The organism is Enterococcus sp. C63, assembly GCF_040887215.1.
Lineage (GTDB): Bacteria > Bacillota > Bacilli > Lactobacillales > Enterococcaceae > Enterococcus_B > Enterococcus_B hirae.
This window is the reverse complement of record NZ_JBFOFI010000001.1, coordinates 551484-570975: the sequence shown is the minus strand read 5'-3', so window position 1 is coordinate 570975 and position 19492 is coordinate 551484. Positions and strand designations below refer to the sequence as shown.

19 protein-coding genes and 1 pseudogene are annotated in these 19492 nt (G+C 36.4%); 19 read left to right on the top strand and 1 reads right to left on the bottom strand.

The window, feature by feature from the left end:
* Positions 1-28: 28 nt before the first annotated feature.
* From galE to AB3H90_RS02410, 16 genes and pseudogenes are all read left to right on the top strand, one after another.
* Positions 29-1018 carry a UDP-glucose 4-epimerase GalE gene (gene galE, locus AB3H90_RS02485; RefSeq protein WP_010737796.1) on the top strand — a complete coding sequence of 330 codons (990 nt, stop codon included), beginning with the start codon at positions 29-31 and terminating at the stop codon, positions 1016-1018.
* A gap of 7 nt (positions 1019-1025) precedes the next feature.
* Positions 1026-2510 (top strand): UDP-glucose--hexose-1-phosphate uridylyltransferase, encoded by a 1485-nt coding sequence (galT, locus tag AB3H90_RS02480; protein ID WP_368016106.1) that lies wholly within the window; start codon positions 1026-1028, stop codon positions 2508-2510.
* Between the two features lie 38 nt (positions 2511-2548).
* Positions 2549-3529: a LacI family DNA-binding transcriptional regulator gene (locus tag AB3H90_RS02475; protein ID WP_010718851.1), complete on the top strand. Its 981-nt coding sequence runs from the start codon at positions 2549-2551 to the stop codon at positions 3527-3529.
* A 131-nt stretch (positions 3530-3660) separates the two neighbouring features.
* Positions 3661-4383 (top strand): tRNA (adenosine(37)-N6)-threonylcarbamoyltransferase complex dimerization subunit type 1 TsaB, encoded by a 723-nt coding sequence (tsaB, locus tag AB3H90_RS02470; RefSeq protein ID WP_010718852.1) that lies wholly within the window; start codon positions 3661-3663, stop codon positions 4381-4383.
* Positions 4367-4906, top strand: a complete 540-nt coding sequence (gene rimI / locus AB3H90_RS02465; RefSeq protein WP_010737793.1) for a ribosomal protein S18-alanine N-acetyltransferase — start codon at positions 4367-4369, stop codon at positions 4904-4906. Before tsaB ends, rimI (AB3H90_RS02465) begins: the two co-directional genes overlap by 17 nt.
* 9 nt (positions 4907-4915) lie before the next feature.
* Positions 4916-5383, top strand: coding sequence for a ribosomal protein S18-alanine N-acetyltransferase (gene rimI / locus AB3H90_RS02460; protein ID WP_063627253.1), 468 nt, complete (start codon positions 4916-4918; stop codon positions 5381-5383).
* Positions 5380-6408, top strand: a complete 1029-nt coding sequence (tsaD, locus tag AB3H90_RS02455) for a tRNA (adenosine(37)-N6)-threonylcarbamoyltransferase complex transferase subunit TsaD (RefSeq protein WP_094940616.1) — start codon at positions 5380-5382, stop codon at positions 6406-6408. Before rimI (AB3H90_RS02460) ends, tsaD begins: the two co-directional genes overlap by 4 nt.
* Positions 6409-6900: 492 nt before the next feature.
* Complete coding sequence (locus AB3H90_RS02450; RefSeq protein ID WP_034698353.1) at positions 6901-7482, top strand: hypothetical protein; 582 nt, start codon at positions 6901-6903, stop codon at positions 7480-7482.
* 76 nt (positions 7483-7558) lie between these two features.
* Entirely contained in the window at positions 7559-8182 is a 624-nt protein-coding gene (locus AB3H90_RS02445) for a class D sortase (RefSeq protein WP_088771460.1), read from the top strand.
* Positions 8183-8394: 212 nt separating this feature from the next.
* Positions 8395-9249 carry a hypothetical protein gene (locus tag AB3H90_RS02440; RefSeq protein ID WP_368016105.1) on the top strand — a complete coding sequence of 285 codons (855 nt, stop codon included), beginning with the start codon at positions 8395-8397 and terminating at the stop codon, positions 9247-9249.
* Positions 9250-9268: 19 nt separating this feature from the next.
* Positions 9269-10066, top strand: coding sequence for a YveK family protein (locus AB3H90_RS02435; RefSeq protein ID WP_368016104.1), 798 nt, complete (start codon positions 9269-9271; stop codon positions 10064-10066).
* Between the two features lie 28 nt (positions 10067-10094).
* Positions 10095-10763: pseudogene (locus tag AB3H90_RS02430) on the top strand (CpsD/CapB family tyrosine-protein kinase).
* Between the two features lie 81 nt (positions 10764-10844).
* Positions 10845-12674: a nucleoside-diphosphate sugar epimerase/dehydratase gene (locus AB3H90_RS02425; protein ID WP_096710209.1), complete on the top strand. Its 1830-nt coding sequence runs from the start codon at positions 10845-10847 to the stop codon at positions 12672-12674.
* Between the two features lie 79 nt (positions 12675-12753).
* Positions 12754-13212 carry a hypothetical protein gene (locus AB3H90_RS02420; RefSeq protein ID WP_228022438.1) on the top strand — a complete coding sequence of 153 codons (459 nt, stop codon included), beginning with the start codon at positions 12754-12756 and terminating at the stop codon, positions 13210-13212.
* Entirely contained in the window at positions 13197-14033 is an 837-nt protein-coding gene (locus AB3H90_RS02415; protein ID WP_228022436.1) for an O-antigen ligase, read from the top strand. The genes AB3H90_RS02420 and AB3H90_RS02415 overlap by 16 nt, the downstream gene beginning before the upstream one ends.
* Positions 14026-14814 carry a glycosyltransferase family 2 protein gene (locus tag AB3H90_RS02410; protein WP_368016103.1) on the top strand — a complete coding sequence of 263 codons (789 nt, stop codon included), beginning with the start codon at positions 14026-14028 and terminating at the stop codon, positions 14812-14814. The genes AB3H90_RS02415 and AB3H90_RS02410 overlap by 8 nt, the downstream gene beginning before the upstream one ends.
* 92 nt (positions 14815-14906) lie before the next feature.
* On the opposite strand, the gene AB3H90_RS02405 is transcribed toward AB3H90_RS02410, so the two are convergent.
* On the bottom strand, positions 14907-15608 hold the full coding sequence (locus AB3H90_RS02405) for a Crp/Fnr family transcriptional regulator (protein WP_010718864.1): 702 nt from the start codon (positions 15606-15608) through the stop codon (positions 14907-14909).
* Positions 15609-16082: 474 nt separating this feature from the next.
* On the opposite strand from AB3H90_RS02405, the gene arcA reads away from it, so the two are divergent.
* From arcA to arcC, 3 genes are all read left to right on the top strand, one after another.
* On the top strand, positions 16083-17312 hold the full coding sequence (gene arcA, locus AB3H90_RS02400; RefSeq protein WP_010718865.1) for an arginine deiminase: 1230 nt from the start codon (positions 16083-16085) through the stop codon (positions 17310-17312).
* A gap of 88 nt (positions 17313-17400) precedes the next feature.
* Positions 17401-18420 (top strand): ornithine carbamoyltransferase, encoded by a 1020-nt coding sequence (argF, locus tag AB3H90_RS02395; protein WP_010718866.1) that lies wholly within the window; start codon positions 17401-17403, stop codon positions 18418-18420.
* Positions 18421-18536: 116 nt separating this feature from the next.
* Positions 18537-19487 carry a carbamate kinase gene (arcC, locus tag AB3H90_RS02390; RefSeq protein ID WP_010718867.1) on the top strand — a complete coding sequence of 317 codons (951 nt, stop codon included), beginning with the start codon at positions 18537-18539 and terminating at the stop codon, positions 19485-19487.
* Positions 19488-19492: the final 5 nt, after the last annotated feature.

Here is a 19492-nt window from a genome sequence, read left to right as displayed (position 1 = left end):
CTGCTTTTGTAAAAAAAGGAGTGTTTTCATGGCAATCTTGGTATTGGGTGGCGCAGGTTATATCGGTTCACATGCTGTTGATCGGTTGATCAATCAAAACTATCAAGTGGTAGTAGTGGATAATTTATTAACGGGGCATCAAGCAGCAATTCATCCTAAAGCACAATTTTACAAAGGTGACATTCGGGATAAATCTTTTTTACAGTCTGTTTTTGAAAAAGAAACGATCGAAGGAGTCCTTCATTTTGCAGCTAGTTCATTAGTGGGAGAGTCTGTTGAGAAACCATTGAAGTATTTTAATAACAATGTCTATGGTATGCAAATATTGTTAGAAGTGATGCATGAATATCATGTGAAGAATATTGTCTTTTCATCTACAGCAGCCACTTATGGTGAACCTACAGAATCACCAATTACCGAAGCAACTCCTACGAATCCAAAAAATCCGTACGGTGAAAGCAAATTGATGATGGAAAAAATGATGAAATGGTGTGACCAAGCCTATGGCATGCGATATGTAGCATTGCGTTATTTCAATGTAGCAGGTGCAAAAGCAGATGCATCGATTGGGGAAGATCACACACCAGAAACGCATTTAGTTCCTATTATTCTCCAAGTAGCTCTAGGTCAACGTGATTCTTTGGCGATTTACGGTGATGATTACGATACACCCGATGGAACATGCATCCGAGATTATGTTCAAGTGGAAGATTTGGCTGATGCCCATATCTTAGCTTTAGAATATTTAAGAGCGGGGAATGAAAGTAACTTCTTTAATCTAGGGAGCAATCAAGGCTACTCCGTCAAAGAAATGCTTGAAGCGGCTAGAGAAGTAACAAATCGAGAAATTCCAGCTAAGGTGGCACCACGTAGAGCCGGAGATCCAAGCCGGTTGGTCGCTTCCAGTGCTAAAGCTGAAGAAATCTTAGGTTGGCGACCAGCTTACACAGATGTAAAAGAAATCATTAAAACAGCCTGGGATTGGCATGTGAGTCATCCCCATGGTTATGAGGAGTAGAGAGAAGATGACAATCAGTCAAACGATTTGTGATTTTACGACACTAGCAATTGAAGCTGGTGGCTGGATGGAAATGGATCGAATTTATTTACAAAATCGAATTTTGGGAATGATCGGCGAAGAGGCTTTGGAAAACACTGAAGTGCGCCCTGTTTCAGAAGAATCGGTGGTGTTACTTGATCGGTTAGTCAAACAAGCCAAAAAAAATGAAATGGTTACTGATTTACCAGCTGAAATCGAAATCTTTGAAGCACAATTAATGGATTTTTTAACACCACCACCATCAGTAGTCAATGCGTTTTTTGCACAACATTACGCAACAAATCCAGAAGAAGCAACAGACTACTTTTATCAATTGAGTAAAAGAAATGATTATATCAAAACCAGAGCGATTGCGAAAAATATCAGGTATACGTATCCTTCAGAATATGGCGAATTAGAGATTACGATCAACTTATCCAAACCTGAAAAAGATCCTAAGCAAATTGCTGCCGAAAAACATGCCAAAAAAGTTGATTATCCTGAGTGTATGCTTTGTATGAACAATGAAGGCTATAAAGGACGTTTAAATTATCCAGCTCGCACCAATCATCGAATCATCAGAATGAATCTTGATGGGGAAAGTTGGGGATTTCAGTATTCTCCATATGCTTATTACAATGAACATTCGATCATCTTGTCAGAAGAGCATCGTCCTATGAAGATTACGAAAGAAACATTTTCACGTTTATTAAAAATCACAGAGGTTTTACCACACTACTTTGTTGGTTCAAATGCAGATCTGCCAATTGTTGGAGGATCGATTCTGTCACATGATCATTACCAAGCAGGGCGCCATGAATTTCCAATGGCTAAAGCTCCAATCGAACGATTAATCAAATTATCGGATTATCCTCAAGTAATCGCAGGTGTTGTCAAATGGCCAATGTCTGTCATTCGTCTGCAAGCGACGGGGAAAGAAATCCTAGTGGAAGCTGCTAATAGTATTTTAGAAAAATGGCAACAATATTCAGATCCCGCGGTAGCAGTGACGGCATTTTCTAAAGATGGTACGCCCCATCATACGATTACACCAATTGCTAGAAAACGCGAAAATTATTTTGAACTCGATTTAGTGTTACGAGATAACAATGTCTCTGACGAACATCCAGAAGGGATTTTCCATCCTCACCGAGATATTCAGCATATTAAAAAAGAAAATATCGGTTTGATCGAAGTCATGGGATTAGCTGTTTTACCACCTCGTTTAAAATCAGAAATGGCAGAAGTAGAAAAGTATTTGCTTGGACAAGAAAATAAGATAGCTGAGTATCACATGGAATGGGCGAAGGGCTTGAAAGCCGACCATCCAAATGTGACAACTGAAACAGTAACAGAGATCGTTCAGCAAGCTATTGGTAAAGTTTTTGCTCGTGTGTTGGAAGATTCAGGGGTATTCAAACGCGATACAAAAGGTCAAGAAGCTTTCCAACGCTTTACTGCAACGCTTTAAGAAGAATGCCCGAGTGGAATAGATAGGAGGAGAAACAAGTGGCAACGATTAAAGATATTGCAAAGTTGGCAGGGGTTTCTCCTGCTACTGTGTCAAGAGTCTTAAATGATGATCAGGAGTTATCAGTTAGCCTAGCAACGAAAAGAAAAATTTTTGAGGCTGCTGAAGAGCTGAATTACACGAAGCATCATAGAAACACATCGTTGAATCAAAAGTCGTTGCGTTTGATCCAATGGTACAATGATCAAGAAGAATTAGAGGATCTCTATTATCTTGCTATTCGTTTGGGAATAGAGAAAAAGGCAGAGGAATCAAATGTGACTTTGCTAAAGGAAACGTGGGACGCTATCAGTGATAGACCGACAAATGGAACGATTGCTCTGGGAAAATTCGATGAGCAGCAGTTGATTGAATTGAAGCAGACACAAAGCAATCTGTTATTAGTTGATTTTGATGGAACACCCTATAACATTAATTCATTAATCGTTGATTTTCAAACAAGTATCCAAAAAGTGATTGATTATTTTTTTAACCAGGATAAAAAAGCGATTGCAATGCTTGCTGGTAGGGAATACACCAAAAAAGGACATCAACGGATTGATGACCCAAGGATTGCCGCCTACCAACAAATCATGGCTGGTAAAGGATTGACTACAACGATCATTGAAGCAGATTTTTCAGTTGAATCTGGCTATCGGAAAGTCAAAGAATACTTAGATAGTGGACAGTATTCGTTTGAGGCGCTGTTTGCAGCAAATGACACACTAGCGATCGGTGCATTGAAGGCAATTAACGAAAAAGGTCTGAAAGTACCTGAGGATATCTCATTGATCGGATTCAATGACATTAGTGTAGCAAAATATGTTTCACCAGCTCTTTCGACAGTCAAAGTTCACACGGAATGGATGGGGGAACTGGCGGTAGAGACCGTGTTACAAATGATGAATGAAAAAGCACCTGTTTCGAGAAAAATCATTGTAGAAACGGATCTTATCTTGCGTGAGTCTACAAAAAACTAAAGAACAAATCAAGAGAAAGTTGCGAATGATTGCAACTTTTTTTCTTTTTTTCTGAAATGAATTGTCTTTTTCTTAGCAAGAAGTATGCTACAATATAAAACGATAGAAGTTAGTAGAAAGGATGCATCAAAATGATTACATTAGGGATAGACACCGCTAATCAAACTTTAGCGATCGGCGTGATTGAAGATGATACTGTCTTAGGGCAAATCCAAATCAATAAACAGAAAAATCATAGCGTTAGTTTGATGCCGGCTATCGATCAATTATTCTCAGCACTCGGATTAGCACCAACCGCTATCGATCGAATTGCTGTTTCCGATGGACCAGGTTCATACACCGGTCTAAGAATCGGTGTAACTACTGCAAAAACACTTGCATATACATTGGGTAAAGAACTTGTGGGGATTTCAAGTTTACAAGCAATTGCTGCTAATTGCCGGAACGTAAATGGGTTGATCGTGCCTTTATTTGATGCAAGAAGAAAAAATGTTTATGCTGGTGTGTACCGAAGACAAAATGGAAAATTAGAAACAGTTCTTGAAGATGTACATATTTCAATTGAAGAACTGCTTAAGCAACTGTCTCAGTTCGATGAACCTATCTTATTTGTCGGAACAGATACGCAAAAATTTACGAATGAAATAAAGGAAGTATTACATGAAGCAGAAATAAATAAGGTGCTTGAATGGGATCTTCCTAATGGCTGTACGATTGCAACATTAGGGGCTAATCGTGAACCAGTAAGAGATTTAACCAATTTTGTACCACGTTATTTGAAAAAAGTAGAAGCAGAGGAAAAGTGGTTGGAAACCCACACTCCTGGAGACGAAAGATATGTTGAAAAAATTTAAAGCATATGCTAGAAGTTTATTCTATGAAAAAAAAGAATTTGCTACTAAGATAATTGAAAATCAAGGGAAAAGCTATCGAATAAAAGAGCTGATACCTCGAGATATCAAAGATTTATTATCGATTGAACGCCAGGTATACAATGGCGAATTACCATGGACAAAAAGTGCCTTCCTTTCTGAATTAAATTCACCTTTTCAAAATTTATATTTAGGAATACTAGACGGTGAACAGTTAATTGGATTTATAGGTGCGAGAATTTTTGGCTTGGATTGCCATATTACAAATATTGCGGTTATTCCTGTGTACCAACGAAGAAATATCGGTACATTGTTAATTGACGAAATTGAAAAATTTGCTATAATGAATCGCTGTGACACACTCTCTTTAGAGGTGAGAATGAGTAATCAAGATGCCCAAAGACTCTATCGGAAATTAGGATTTCAATCGAACAAAGTAAAAAAAGGGTATTATACCCAAACAAATGAAGATGGATTAGAAATGATCAAATATTTAGAAAAATGAGAGGTACAATTGATTTATACTAAGAATGACTTTGAAGATGAACAGTTAGCGTCTTGTTTATGGGCGCTTTGTGAGGAAGCATATGAACATGGTTCTCCTTGGACCAAAGACCAATTTTTAATGGATATCCAACAACCACATACGCAATATTACTTATTGGTGGAAAATTCGCTACTCCAAGGATTCATTGGTTATTCGAAAGTTATCGATGAGACGGAGATCACGAATATTGCTGTGGCAAAAAAACTGCAAAAAAAAGGGTATGCACGTCAGTTATTACGCTTTTTATTAGACCGAGAAAAACAAGCAGGAACATATAATGTTTATTTAGAAGTACGAACGTCTAACCTAGCAGCTCGTCATCTTTACCAATCAGAGAAATTTAGAGAACTAGGGAAACGAAAATCTTATTATCATGATCCAGTAGAAGATGCGATCATTATGAGTACAAAGTTAAAAACGGAGACGATGAAATGAAAGAAGAATTGATTCTGGCAATTGAATCAAGTTGCGATGAAACGAGTGTCGCAGTTGTGAAAAATGGTGATGAGATTTTAGCCAATGTCATTGCTTCACAGATTAACAGCCATAAAAGATTTGGCGGTGTTGTTCCAGAGGTAGCAAGTCGCCATCATGTAGAGCAAATCACTTTATGTATCGAAGACGCTTTGGCGGAGGCAGGCACTTCTGTTGAACAACTGAGTGCTGTAGCGGTTACTTATGGTCCTGGTTTAGTTGGTTCGTTACTGATTGGGATTTCTGCCGCTAAAGCTTTTGCTTGGGCGAACAATTTGCCTTTGATACCTGTGAACCATATGGCAGGTCATATTTACGCTGCACGCTTTCAAAAGCCTTTTGAATTTCCGCTACTAGCATTGCTTGTCAGTGGTGGACATACAGAGTTGGTCTATATGAAGGAAGACGGGAACTATCAAATCATCGGTGAAACGAGAGACGATGCCGCTGGAGAAGCTTATGACAAAGTTGGTCGTGTCTTAGGTTTGAGTTATCCAAGCGGAAAAGAAATCGATCAGTTAGCGCATCGTGGTGAAGATACCTACCATTTTCCAAGAGCCATGATTCATGAAAGTAATTATGATTTTAGCTTTAGTGGTTTAAAAAGCGCCTTTATCAATTTAGTACACAATGCCCAACAACGTGGAGAAACTCTTGATACAAATAATTTAGCTGCTAGTTTTCAAGCGAGCGTTGTGGATGTTTTAGTCAATAAAACCCTTCGTGCTTGTAACGAATACCCAGTCAAACAATTGATTGTAGCAGGTGGAGTTGCAGCTAATCAAGGATTGCGTGAAACTCTCGAAGAGGCATTGAAAAAAGAACATCCAGAAATTGAACTGCTGATCCCTCCATTAAAACTTTGTGGTGATAATGCAGCAATGATTGGAGCAGCTGCGCATGTAGAGTTGAAACAAGCCAATTTCGCTGATCTTCGTTTAAATGCGAAACCTAGTTTGGTATTGAATCAAGGAGGAAATGAGTAAAATTCACCTTATTTTCGTCTACATGGCAAGAGCGGTTGAGAAAAACTTACTTTGTAGTAAGTGAAATCGATTAATTAATGAAATATGAAAGTTAGAATATCATTTTTATTTTTACATCTATCAAAGAGCTTGGGACAATCTTTTATTTGTTCCAAGCTTTTTTGACTTAAAATTTCTAAATTTGGAAATTTTTGTTCTATTGTTCAAATCGTTATATTAATAAGAGATCTCGCGATAATATGGATTAGAGATTAAGAATACAAATGACGTAAATACTATGTTCTCAGTGAAACCGCTTATTATAATAACTATTTCTAAATAGTAATTGTTATTTCACAAGTAGTGATTTTATTACGATGGTTATTTGTTTTGAAGGCATTTATTTAATTGTCTTAAGAAATAACATATGCTAATATGGATGGTAGAAATGCTTTTATGTGTTATTTTTTAATGGTTGTTTAATTATTTTGATAGGAAAAGGAGAGTTAGAAGATGAAATATGTGTTACAGAGTATGGTTTTAATTTTATGTAGTTTCTTTTTTACGTCTTATGTTGATGCTGCCGGGGCGATTTCGCAAGATGAGCAAATGATCATCCAAGAATTGACTCAACCTATTTTAATTCAAGGCAAAGAATTTCAAATGCCTCAAACATATATTACACAAACTGAAAATTATTTAAAACAAAATGATTTATCCAAGTCACAAGTGGATACAGCAGTAAAAAATATCCAAAATGTGAAGCAAAAACTGACTAATTTAGACATTGATTTGTCATCGGTTCATACGATAAATGATTTAATAAAAATTATCCCTAGGGAAACAATTTTGGAAATTCAGCAATTGATTTCATCAACAGCGGATGCTTTAGGATTAGTCGTTTTAAGTTGGAATAAAGGGTATGTTGAGCTAGGCGCACAAAACTCTGATGGCTCGATTTCAGCAGTGTTCAACTCGAAACAACCGATTAAACAAACGGGAACATTCCCTATCTCAAGCATTCTTGCAATTGGATGTTTAATGATGACTGCGACAGGTGCATTCATCGTAGGAAAGAAAGTCAAACTTGCATAAAAAAAAGAAAAAATTAAAAAGAATAGGCGGAATGATTTTTACCCCTATCTTTTTTTTGATCATGGGTTATTCGCTAATGTATATTATAGGGCGACCTGTCATTCAGTTTACGACTTCTTCCTTGCGATTGTTTCTGCTTTCGGATATTCCAAAATATGAAAAAAAGACACAACCATCAGCTAAAGGTATGTCAACTAGTGAGTTAGAAGAAAAACGGAAAACAATTGAGTTGGAAGGAGAGAACATTCCCTCCAGTAAAATCGATTATCCAAGAAGCGGGTATCAATATGGACAGGTTGATGTTGCTTCTGTAAATTTGAATGTGCCCTTATATTATGGAGACTCAGATGATATTTTACGAGAGGGTGCTGGACAATACATGGGGTCTGTGTATCCAGGTGAACATGGGACTACATTGATTGGTGGGCATAATAGTAGTGAATTTGGAAAATTAAGTGCTGTCAAAATTACGGATAAGATTAACATTTCCACTAGTTATGGTGAGTATGTTTACCAAGTATACGAAACAAAGATTTTAGATAAAAATGCGAAATTGATTAGTCAACTTCTAGTTCAAAAACAGCAAGGAAAACTGATTTTGTATACTTGTTATCCAGTCGATAGTATTGGAATGACGGATCAAAGATTATTTATTCTAGGCGATCTCATTAAGGGGCCAATGATCCAACCAGATAAATAATGAATTGAAAAATTGCGCTACTCATGTGTTAAGCAAAACGCTTTGAAAAGAGGTGGATTTACCAAAAAAGAATCAAATGATCAATCGAATAATCGCTTGTTTGGCTCACTAAAAATGAAGTTAGTGGATAAAAAATTTCGAAGTGGGGCAATTTAAGCTGCAATGAGTTTGTGAAATTTTATGGTCTTTTCTTACATTTGGTAAAAATAGTTATGAAAAAAAGAAAACAATGGCGAAAAGTGCCAAAAATGATTCTTGCTTTTATCTGTTCGCTTAGTTTATTTGCAATTTTTGTCTTGGGCATTCTTAAGATTACTTTATTCAATCAAAATTTTATGATCCGTGCAGTGGAATCCTCACATTATGGGGAAACGATCACTAAAGAGATCAATCACACAATTGCTGATGTAGGAAGAGGTGCCAATATCTCCCAAAAATGGTTGAATCAGACAGTTTCAGAAAGCTTAGTAAATGATAATATCAAACAATATATTCATAGTATCTATGCTGGCTCAACCTTTCAATTAGAAGGGGAGAAGCAAATAGAAGAGACAGTCCAAAGCCAATTAGAAAGTTATGGAAAAGAAAAGAATTACCCAAGAAATGCAGAATTTGAAACCACAGTAAATAAACTAAAAAAAGTGAGTATTGAAACAGTTCGGCGTGATATCGAAATCCCTTATTTTGCGTTATACGGCAAAAAAATAATGGCTTATACATCCACCCTTAACCTGTTGCTCATTTTTGCAGTCGCTTTTTTTGGAATCTTATTTTCCGCAATCATTTCGCTTAACAAACCTTTCTTTCATTTAATTATCCGTTACCTTGCTTATGTGATCGGTGGAGCTGGATTAATGGTAGGGGCTTTACCGACCTATTTGTATGTAACTCGATTGATTGAACGATTGGGTATTCATTCTGAAGCTCTATACTTATTTTTAACGACTTATTTGAAAAATTTTCTCTTTATGTTTATGAAATTTGGTCTTTTCAGTATCCTGTTGAACTTGTTCCTATTTGGCGTAAGTGAGTTTTTCAGAAAGAAAATAGTTCGACGTGAAAAATAGAATAGAAAGGGGCGAAAAGATGGAAGCGGTTATTAATTTGAATGAGATACTAAGCTGGTTAAAAAAGCGGATACTGTGGATCATTTGTTCATTGATCGGCGGTTTCGCCGTTGCGACTGGAGTAACTTATTTTGTTATTACTCCAACATACAGTTCATCGGCTGAATTGATCGTTCAATCGAAAAACGAAATCGTCAACCATAATTTACAATCAGAAGTACATGCAAATGTACTCTTGATTAATACATATAAAGACATGATTTTAGGAGATATCGTACTTAATGAAGCAACCGAATACTTAGAAAATAAATTTGCTTATTACTTAACGAAAGATCAATTGAGAAAGAATATTCAGATTATTCAATCTTCAGATTCACAAATGTTCCATATCAAGGTGATGTCAGATGAAGCTGAAAAAGCTGCGAATATAGCAAATGTTCTTGCTTATACTTTTGAAGAAAAAGTAAAAGAAGTTTTAGACGTAAATAAAGTAACGATCACATCAATTGCGCAAGCAAATCAGCTACCGGTTTCACCCAATAAACGGTTGAATCTTTTTCTTGGTGCATTTTTAGGTTTACTTCTAGGGATCGGGATGGCTGTCTTGTTAGAAATAATGGATAAAACAGTAAAGGATGAGCATTTTCTCGCAACGATGGGGTATCCAGTCTTAGGGATAATTAGTGAAATGAGTAATAAGGAAATTGAAAGTGGGCAATCGATTCAACTCACAACATACTCTCAACAAGGAACGCATACACATAGACAACGAGCGCGTACACATCTAAGCAGAGAAAATCGGTTCACACGAAAATAGATGAGGAGACTAATACGTGAAAAATAATATGAAAAAAAAGGGTGTTCCTCTGATTAGTGCTAGTAAACAATCGTCCATGATCTCTGAACAGTATCGAACGGTTCGATCAAATATCCAATTTAGCTCATTTGATCAGGATATAAAGACAATCGTCGTTACTTCAGCAGGTCCAGAGGAAGGGAAGTCAACTGTTTCAGCGAATCTAGCGATTGTTTTTGCAAATAGCGGGAAGAAAACACTCCTAATTGATGCAGATTTAAGAAAGCCAAGTGTAGAAAGTACATTTCGTTCAACCTCGAACAGTGACGGACTAACTAACCTGTTAAAAAAAAGAAATGAATCAGCTTTCGTATTCATTCATGAAACAAATATTGCACATTTGTAGACGATGACCAGTGGACCAAAACCTCCCAATCCTTCTGAATTACTCGAGTCAAGCCGAATGAATGAAATCATTGATGAATTAAGCGTAAATTTTGATTTGATCATTTTTGATTTGCCTCCTGTTGTGCCTGTGACGGATGCACAGATACTAGCTTCAAAAACAGATGGTACAATTATTGTCGTGAGAGAACGAAAAACGCTAAAGCAAGAATTGTTCAAAGCAAAGGAACTATTGACGATCGCTCAGGCAAATATCTTAGGGATTGTCTATAATGGAGTAAAGAAGTCGAAAGATATCAACTACTATTATTGAGGTAGTAGGTGGTGTGTTAAAATGATTGAAAGAAGATGTTGATCAAGATCGTGCATATCAAGTACTAAAGAAGGTGATTTATTGATTAAACCAACTAGAAAAATCAAAGCGATTAGTTTGGTGCTACTCGATAGTTTTCTGATCATACTTGCTAATTACATCAGTTTTATATTTATGGTTCCATTTGTTATCATCAATAGAGATTATTTGGCAATAACACTCATTTCATCAGTTGTTTGTTATCTGTTCTATGGTGGAATCTTTAAAGTATTTACAAGAATCAATCGTTATACGAATCTTAATGAGTTGTTAGGGATCTTTGCGGCACTCACTTTTATGTTATTTTCAATTTTTCCTTTGTTTTACTTGTTTAACCAGGAGCTCATGTACCAGATTAGTTTGCGATTAGTTGTTTTTTCTTACATAATGGCACTTTTATTGATTGCTAGTAGTCGGTTAGGCTGGCGGGTCTGGGTTGAATTGAAAAATAAAAATGGTCGTTCGAATGAAAAAAAAGTACGAATCTTGATCATTGGTGCTGGAGAGGGTGGACAATTACTGTATCAAAGTTTTTTAGGTTCTCAAATTGTGAATAATATTGAAGTTGTGGGCTTTGTCGATGATGATTGTAACAAATGGGGAACTTATCTTTTAGGTAAAAAAGTACTGGGAAATACCCGTGAAATAAATCAATTGATCCAGACATTCCGTATCAATATGGTTACGATAGCGATTCCTTCGTTACCAAAAAAAAAGATCCAACAGCTTGTTCAATCCATTGAAAATAAGAATATCAAGGTAAATATGGTTCCCTCTTTTGAAGAAGTAGCTACCGGAAAAATCAATGTTTCGCAATTAAAAGAAGTAGATGTGATCGATCTATTAGGAAGAGAGGAAGTTTCCCTTGACCTAGAAAGTATCAGCCATCAATTAGAAGGACAAACGATTTTAGTAACTGGGGCTGGGGGCTCGATTGGTTCAGAGATTTGTCGGCAAGTTTTGGCATTTGAACCAGCAAAGTTGATTTTACTTGGACATGGAGAAAATTCGATTTATTCGATTCATCGAGAACTAACTACATTAGATCCTCAGAGGAAAGTAGAGATTCTACCAATCATTGCTGATATTCAAGATAGAGAACGCATCTTTTATTTGATGGAAAAATACCATCCCACGATTGTTTATCATGCAGCCGCACATAAGCACGTTCCGCTGATGGAATATAATCCCACAGAAGCAATTAAGAATAATATTAACGGAACAAAAAATGTGGCGGAAGCAGCTAAAAAAAATCATGTTAAGAACTTTGTGATGATTTCTTCTGATAAAGCAAATCGCCCGCCAAATGTGATGGGAGCAACAAAAAGAATCGCAGAAATGTTAATCACAAGTCTGAACCAATCTGGTGAGACCAAGTTTTCGGCTGTCCGTTTCGGGAATGTACTTGGGTCTAGAGGTAGTGTTATTCCACTGTTTAAAGAACAGATTTTAAGAGGGGGACCGATCACTGTCACCGATTTTCGGATGACCCGCTACTTCATGACGATCCCTGAAGCGAGCAGATTAGTTATTCAATCAGGTGCATTGGCTAAGGGAGGAGAAATTTTTGTTTTGGATATGGATAAGCCGATCAAGATCGTGGATCTAGCTAAGAATATGATCCATTTGAGTGGTTATACAGAAGAAGATATCGAGATTGTTGAAACAGGGATACGTCCTGGGGAAAAATTATATGAAGAATTGCTATTAGAAAAAGAAAAGAAAGAAACGCAAATTTTTGAGAAGATTTTTGTTGGGGACATTAAAGGCTTTTCTTTAAAAGAAGTCACCCAGCTAATTGAACAGTTACCAGAAGATGAAAGCGAAGCAGCCAAGAAAGTTATAGCGTTTGCAAATGCTTCTAATGAATGAAGAAAAGATAGAAATGATGATTGGAAAAATAAATCAATCAGTGAATTTTTGCTGTTAAAGGCGCACGGGGAGATAGAAAATGAAAACAATTGAAGCAAATGGGTACTCATCAATTGATGAATTAACGAAAAGCAACCAAAAAATTTTAGGAAGGTTATTTTACCTATTGGGATTTACACTCTGTATTTCGCGTGTTTTTTTCGGGATCAATATGTCAATAAGTGATGTATTTATGGTGCTATTAGTTGGCTACCTTCTACTAATGAAAAAAGTGGTGTTCAGTAAACAATTAGTACTATTTTTTATTGGGGTTATTTGTTGGCGGTTATTGTCCACGATATTGTTAAGTTCATGGGTGGATACTTCTGTTTCGCTTTTTTCAGTCATCATGACGGGACAAAAATTTTTCGTCAATCTCCTTTATTTGATTCTAACGATCTCGATCCTTCATATAAATCCAGAGTTGAAAAAAGATTTTTTATCTGGGGTAAAAGTCGGAACACTTTTTTTGGCTGTCTTAGTATGTTCATTTTTCTAGTAGCTCCAGCAAGTTTGAAATCATTTGTTTTGTTCGGTGATCTACGTTTGAAAGGATTCATGAATGATCCTAACTATTTTGCTTATCTTCAAACATGTGGCTACTGTATCTGGTACTTAAGACCATTTAAAGGTAAGTGGAAGAACCTGATTGCATTCATGGGTTATACATTCTGTATTTTGTTATCTGCTTCCAAAACAGGGGTTGTAGCGTTTTTAGTAATCAATTTGTTATTTCTAATTCAAAAATTATTTAGGAAAAATATCAACGTCAAACATCTTGTAATGACAATCATGACAGCGAGTGTATTGATTATCGGTACGCATTTTCTTTTTGCTGATTATGTAAGTAATTTAATTGCACGTTTTCTTTCCATTCCGCAATTTGTCCGATTTGAGGGAGTCTTCACTAATTTTTATGGCGCAATCGTTGCTGGAGGTTCCGGTAGAACAGAGGCTTGGAAAACAGCACAACTTTTGTTAACGCGGACTCATTTCATGGGTATCGGTTTCGTTGACTACTCTTCAGTTGCTTTATCAGTTAGTGGAAGCCCGACGATTGCTCATAATACTTTTTTACAAATAGCTGTTGAATGGGGAATAGTCCCAGCAATGATGGGAATGTTGTTGGTATTTGGTCAGTTTGTCAGAAAATTATTGCTGAAAAAATGGTTGCTGTGTCTCTTAATATTAGCGAATATTATTTTTTCTTTTAGTATTTCTTTACAAAATTCACGATTACTATGGATCTTAGTAGGTTTACTCGTTGTGAAAGAACAGGGATCTCTAGTAAATGGAAAAAAGGAGCAGTCAAATGATTAGTGTGATTATTCCCACTTTCAATGCAGAAAAATCGATTGAGCGAGCAGTCAATTCTGTACTAAGACAAAGCTATCAAGATTTTGAAATCATTATTGTCGATGATCGATCAACAGATCATACTTGGGAACTTTTAACGAAATTAAAAAAACAAGATCAACGTATCAGAATCTATCAAAACGCTAGAAATTCTAAAAGTGCTTATACTCGCAACCAGGCAATCAAACATGCACGGGGGAACTACATTATGCAACTAGATGACGATGATTATTGTCACGTGGAACGTATGGCAAAGCAAGTAGCGTTTTTAGAGGCTCATCCAGAATTTGGTTTTGTTGGCAGTAATGCCTATTTATGGGACCAAGAGGGTGTCTATGGTGAACGGGTGGTCAAAGAACGACCTGAAATAAAAGATCTCTTGAAAACGAGTCCGTTCATCAATCCATCGGCTATGTTTAGAAAACACATCTTAGAATCTGTAGCGGGTTATCGAGTTTCAAAAGATACTGTTAGAGGACAAGATTATGACCTATATATGCGGTTATATGCGAAGGGACACAAAGGTTATAATTTACAAGAAAACTTAGTTTATTACTATCAAGATAAAGAGTATTATAAAAAAATTTCCTGGAAAAATCGCCTTGGGGAAAGTCGGTTGAAATATCGTAATTTCAAAGAATTACAGGTTGCTAAAGTTCATTATCTGTATGTCTTGAAACCACTAATAGCGATAATGATTCCTAGACACTTCCTATTTTGGCATCAGCACCGCAAACAAGGATGAAAAGGTTTCTTTGTTTCCTTTACAAATAAATCAGGCTTAGACAAAAAATAAAACATACTAAGATAAGGGCAGCCTCATCTTAGTATGTTTTTTTATTCTCTTAAAGCAGGCGTCACAGCAGTTTTACAAAAAGTAAACCGTTTCTTTTGGTAATCTAATAAACCAGAATCTTTTAACTGTTTGATTACTTGTCCAGCAGTCTCTCTCGTTGTCCCACTATTAACCGCTAATTCTTTTAGTGTGATAGGGTATGGAATTTCGACATGGCCATCTGTGGTTGGTATGCCAAGCTCTTCTTTTAAAATGAATAAGTTTTGTTTCACTCGATCAAAAGCGCTAGAAGTTAAACCGATCTGTATCCGCAGTTCGTGCATCGCTACTACTTTTGAGATTTTATGGATCATATAGAGTAATTGTTTTGGATTGTTTTTCGCAATTTTTTCATAACAAGATACTGGGAAAGAGAAAGTTTCGATGTCTGTCATTGCTTGAGCAGTGTATGAATAAATTCCTTCTTCAAAAATACCAGACATTGGGAAAAGGTTATTTGGATTGACATAATCATAATAATAATAAGTAGCACTTTCATCATATCGTTCTAGACGAACCAATCCTGATGTTAAAATGTAGAGACGTTGTCGTTCATCTCCTTCATCAAATAAAATTTGTCCTTTTTTATAAGAACGAAGGATCGTATGCTCTTTAATGAGCTCAAATTCCTCGTCAGTAAAGTTTTCAAAATCAGGTTGATAGCGTAACTTTGAAAAATGATAATCAATTCTATTTATACGCATAAAACTCCCACTCCTTACTTTCAGCTACATACTATATTGTGACTGGTTTTGGCTTAAATGTAAAGTTTTAACCTAGAAGAAAAATCATGGTTAAAAAAGCAATTTTATTCTTTGTGATCAGTCTTTTTTGTTATTATGAATAATTTATACGGATAGATTGCATAATTCTTTTTAATGATTGGTATTTTTGTATAAAAAACACAATTATTACATAAAGCAAGCGCTATCAACCTTGTGAAATATCGAAAAAGAAAATATTCAAAAATAATTTTTTAATGAATAAATATTTTTTTGAGAGAGTTTTCAGTATAAAAAAAGTGATAAAAGTTAATAAAAAATGTAAAAACGTTTATTTATTTAATTGTCTTCTAATAATGTGAAATTGCTCTCGTTTTAGATGAGAAGAAATTATGAAAGTGGTTACAAAAAGGCGGTATTCTATGTATGTAATCAAAACGAAGGAGGCAACACAACATGGATAAACCTATTCACGTTTTCTCTGAGATAGGGAAGTTAAAGACAGTTTTATTGAAACGACCTGGACAAGAAGTGGAAAATTTAACACCAGATATTATGGACCGTCTGTTGTTTGATGATATTCCATATCTGCCAATCGCACAAGAAGAGCATGACTATTTTGCAAAGACATTGCAAGATGAAGGCGTCGAAACTTTATATCTAGAAAAATTAGCTGCAGAAGCAATTGATGCCGGCAATGTCAAAGAACAATTTTTAAATAAAATGTTAGACGAATCCCACATTGCATCTTCTGCTGTAAGAGATGGTCTTCATGAGTTCCTTCTATCAATGGAAACCCAAGAAATGGTAGATAAAATTATGGCGGGTGTCCGCACGAAAGATATTTCAGTTCGTTCAAACAGTCTGTATGATCTTTCTTCAGATGACGACTATCCATTCTATATGGACCCAATGCCAAACCTTTACTTTACACGTGATCCTTCCGCATCAATGGGAAATGGGATGACTGTTAACATGATGACATTTGAAGCACGTCGTCGTGAATCAATGTTTACTGAATACATCTTGAAACATCACCCACGTTTTGCGAACAAAGGGGTTGAAGTATGGTTAGATCGTGAAAACCCTGATCACATCGAAGGTGGAGATGAATTAATCCTAAGTGACAAAGTCGTCGCTGTAGGTATCTCACAACGAACAAGCGCTAAAGCAATCGAAAAATTAGCACGTAATTTATTTGCTAAACATGCAGGCTTTGAAAAAGTCCTAGCAATCAAGATTCCTAACAATCGAGCAATGATGCATTTAGATACTGTGTTTACCATGGTTGACCATGATAAATTCACGATCCATCCAGCAATCCAAAGTAAAGAAGGAAAAATGGATGTCTTTACGATCGAACAAGCAGGCGATGACATCAAGATCGCTCATTCAGATGACTTACAAGCGTCATTAAAAGCTGCGTTAGGTTTGGATGATTTAGTCTTGATCCCAACTGGTAATGGTGATGCGATCGTTGCTCCTCGTGAACAATGGAATGATGGTTCTAACACCCTGGCAATCGCACCAGGTGTTGTCGTAACGTACAACCGTAACTATGTATCAAATGAATTATTACGTAGCTATGGCATCAAAGTATTGGAAATCAATTCAAGTGAGTTGTCACGCGGTCGTGGTGGTCCACGCTGCATGAGCCAACCATTAGTACGTGAAGATTTAAAATAATATGAATGCTAGTGGCAGTCTAACTGTCAGCTGCCACTAGATTTCCTCTTTAAAACAAAAACAAACAACCTAAAGGAGAATTTTAGTTATGAAAGAGTCAGTATTTCAAGGAAGAAGTTTATTAGCAGAAAAAGATTTTACAAAAGAAGAATTACAATATCTAATCGATTTTTCTGAGCACTTAAAAGATTTGAAAAAACGTGGCATTCCACATCACTACTTAGAAGGTAAAAACATTGCACTTTTATTTGAAAAAACGTCTACTCGTACACGTGCAGCTTTTACAACTGCAGCAATCGATTTAGGTGCGCATCCTGAATATCTAGGTGCCAATGATATCCAATTAGGTAAAAAAGAATCAACAGAAGATACAGCTAAAGTATTAGGTCGAATGTTTGACGGAATTGAGTTCCGCGGCTTTAGCCAAAAAATGGTGGAAGAACTAGCAGAATTTTCTGGTGTTCCAGTATGGAATGGTTTAACAGACGAATGGCATCCAACACAAATGATCGCAGATTTCTTAACAATCCAAGAAAACTTTGGAACAGTTGAAGGAATCACAGTGGCATATTGTGGTGACGGACGTAACAACATGGCGAACTCTTTACTTGTGACTGGTGCTATTTTAGGTGCAAACATGCGTATCGTAGCACCAAAAGAATTACAACCAGAAGAAGAAATCGTCAAAATGGCAGAAGAATTTGCTGCTAAATCTGGTGCACAATTAATGATCACTGATGACGTGGATAAAGGTGTTGACGGTGCTGACGTACTTTATTCAGATGTTTGGGTATCAATGGGTGAAGAAGATAAATTTGAAGAACGAATCAAATTGTTGAAACCTTACCAAATCAACATGGAAATGATCGAAAAAACGCACAATACTGACCGTTTGATTTTCTTACATTGCTTACCAGCATTCCATGATACTAACACAATCTATGGTGAACAAATGAAAGAACGCTTCGGCATTACTGAGATGGAAGTTACTGATGAAGTCTTCCGCAGTAAATATGCACGTCAATTCGACCAAGCAGAAAACCGCATGCACTCAATCAAAGCGATCATGGCAGCAACACTTGGTAACTTGTTTATTCCTCGTGTGTAACGGTTAATCACATTCATCTCAAGAACAAAACGAGTCAGCTTTAATGGACCTCATCATGGGCTGGCTTGTTTTGTCATTGAGAAAATTCAGAACTCTCTGGAGAAAGGAAGACAAATATGGCAAATCGTAAAGTAGTTGTCGCATTAGGTGGTAATGCGATTTTATCAACAGATGCAAGTGCAAAAGCACAACAAGAGGCATTGATGGAAACAGCAAAATACTTAGTAAAATTCATTGAACAAGGGGATGAGTTGATCATTTCTCACGGGAATGGACCACAAGTAGGGAATTTGCTGATCCAACAACAAGCAGCTGACTCAGAAAAGACACCAGCGATGCCTTTAGATACTTGTGTTGCAATGACAGAAGGATCAATTGGGTATTGGTTACAAAATGCAATGGGTGAAGTATTGAAAGAAAAAGGCATCGATAAAGATGTGGTTTCACTTGTTACGCAAGTCATCGTTGATGAAAACGATCCATCATTTAAAAACCCAAGCAAACCAGTAGGACCATTCTATACCGAAGAAGAAGCCAATGAACAAATGAAAGCTGATTCAACAGTAACCTTTAAAGAAGATGCTGGTCGTGGCTGGCGTAAAGTAGTGGCTTCTCCTAAACCAATTTCAATTAAAGAAGCACGAGTGATTGAAACGCTAGTAGAACAAGGCGTGATTACAGTCTCTGTTGGTGGTGGCGGAATTCCTGTTGTGGAAACGGCAACTGGTTTAGAAGGTAGAGAAGCGGTCATCGATAAAGATTTTGCTTCTGAAAAATTAGCGGAAATCATCGATGCAGATCTATTGATCGTTTTAACTGGAGTAGATAATGTTTATGTAAATTATCAAAAACCAGATCAAAAGAAACTAGAAACTGTTTCAGTTTCAGAAATGAAGCAATACATTGATGAAAATCAATTTGCACCAGGAAGTATGTTGCCAAAAGTCGAAGCGGCAATTGCCTTTGTTGAGGCAAAACCAAAAGCTAAAGCGATTATTACTTCTTTAGAAAATATTGAGAACCTTCTCGCATCTGAAGAAGGAACGATCATCGTAGCGGATAACTAAGAATT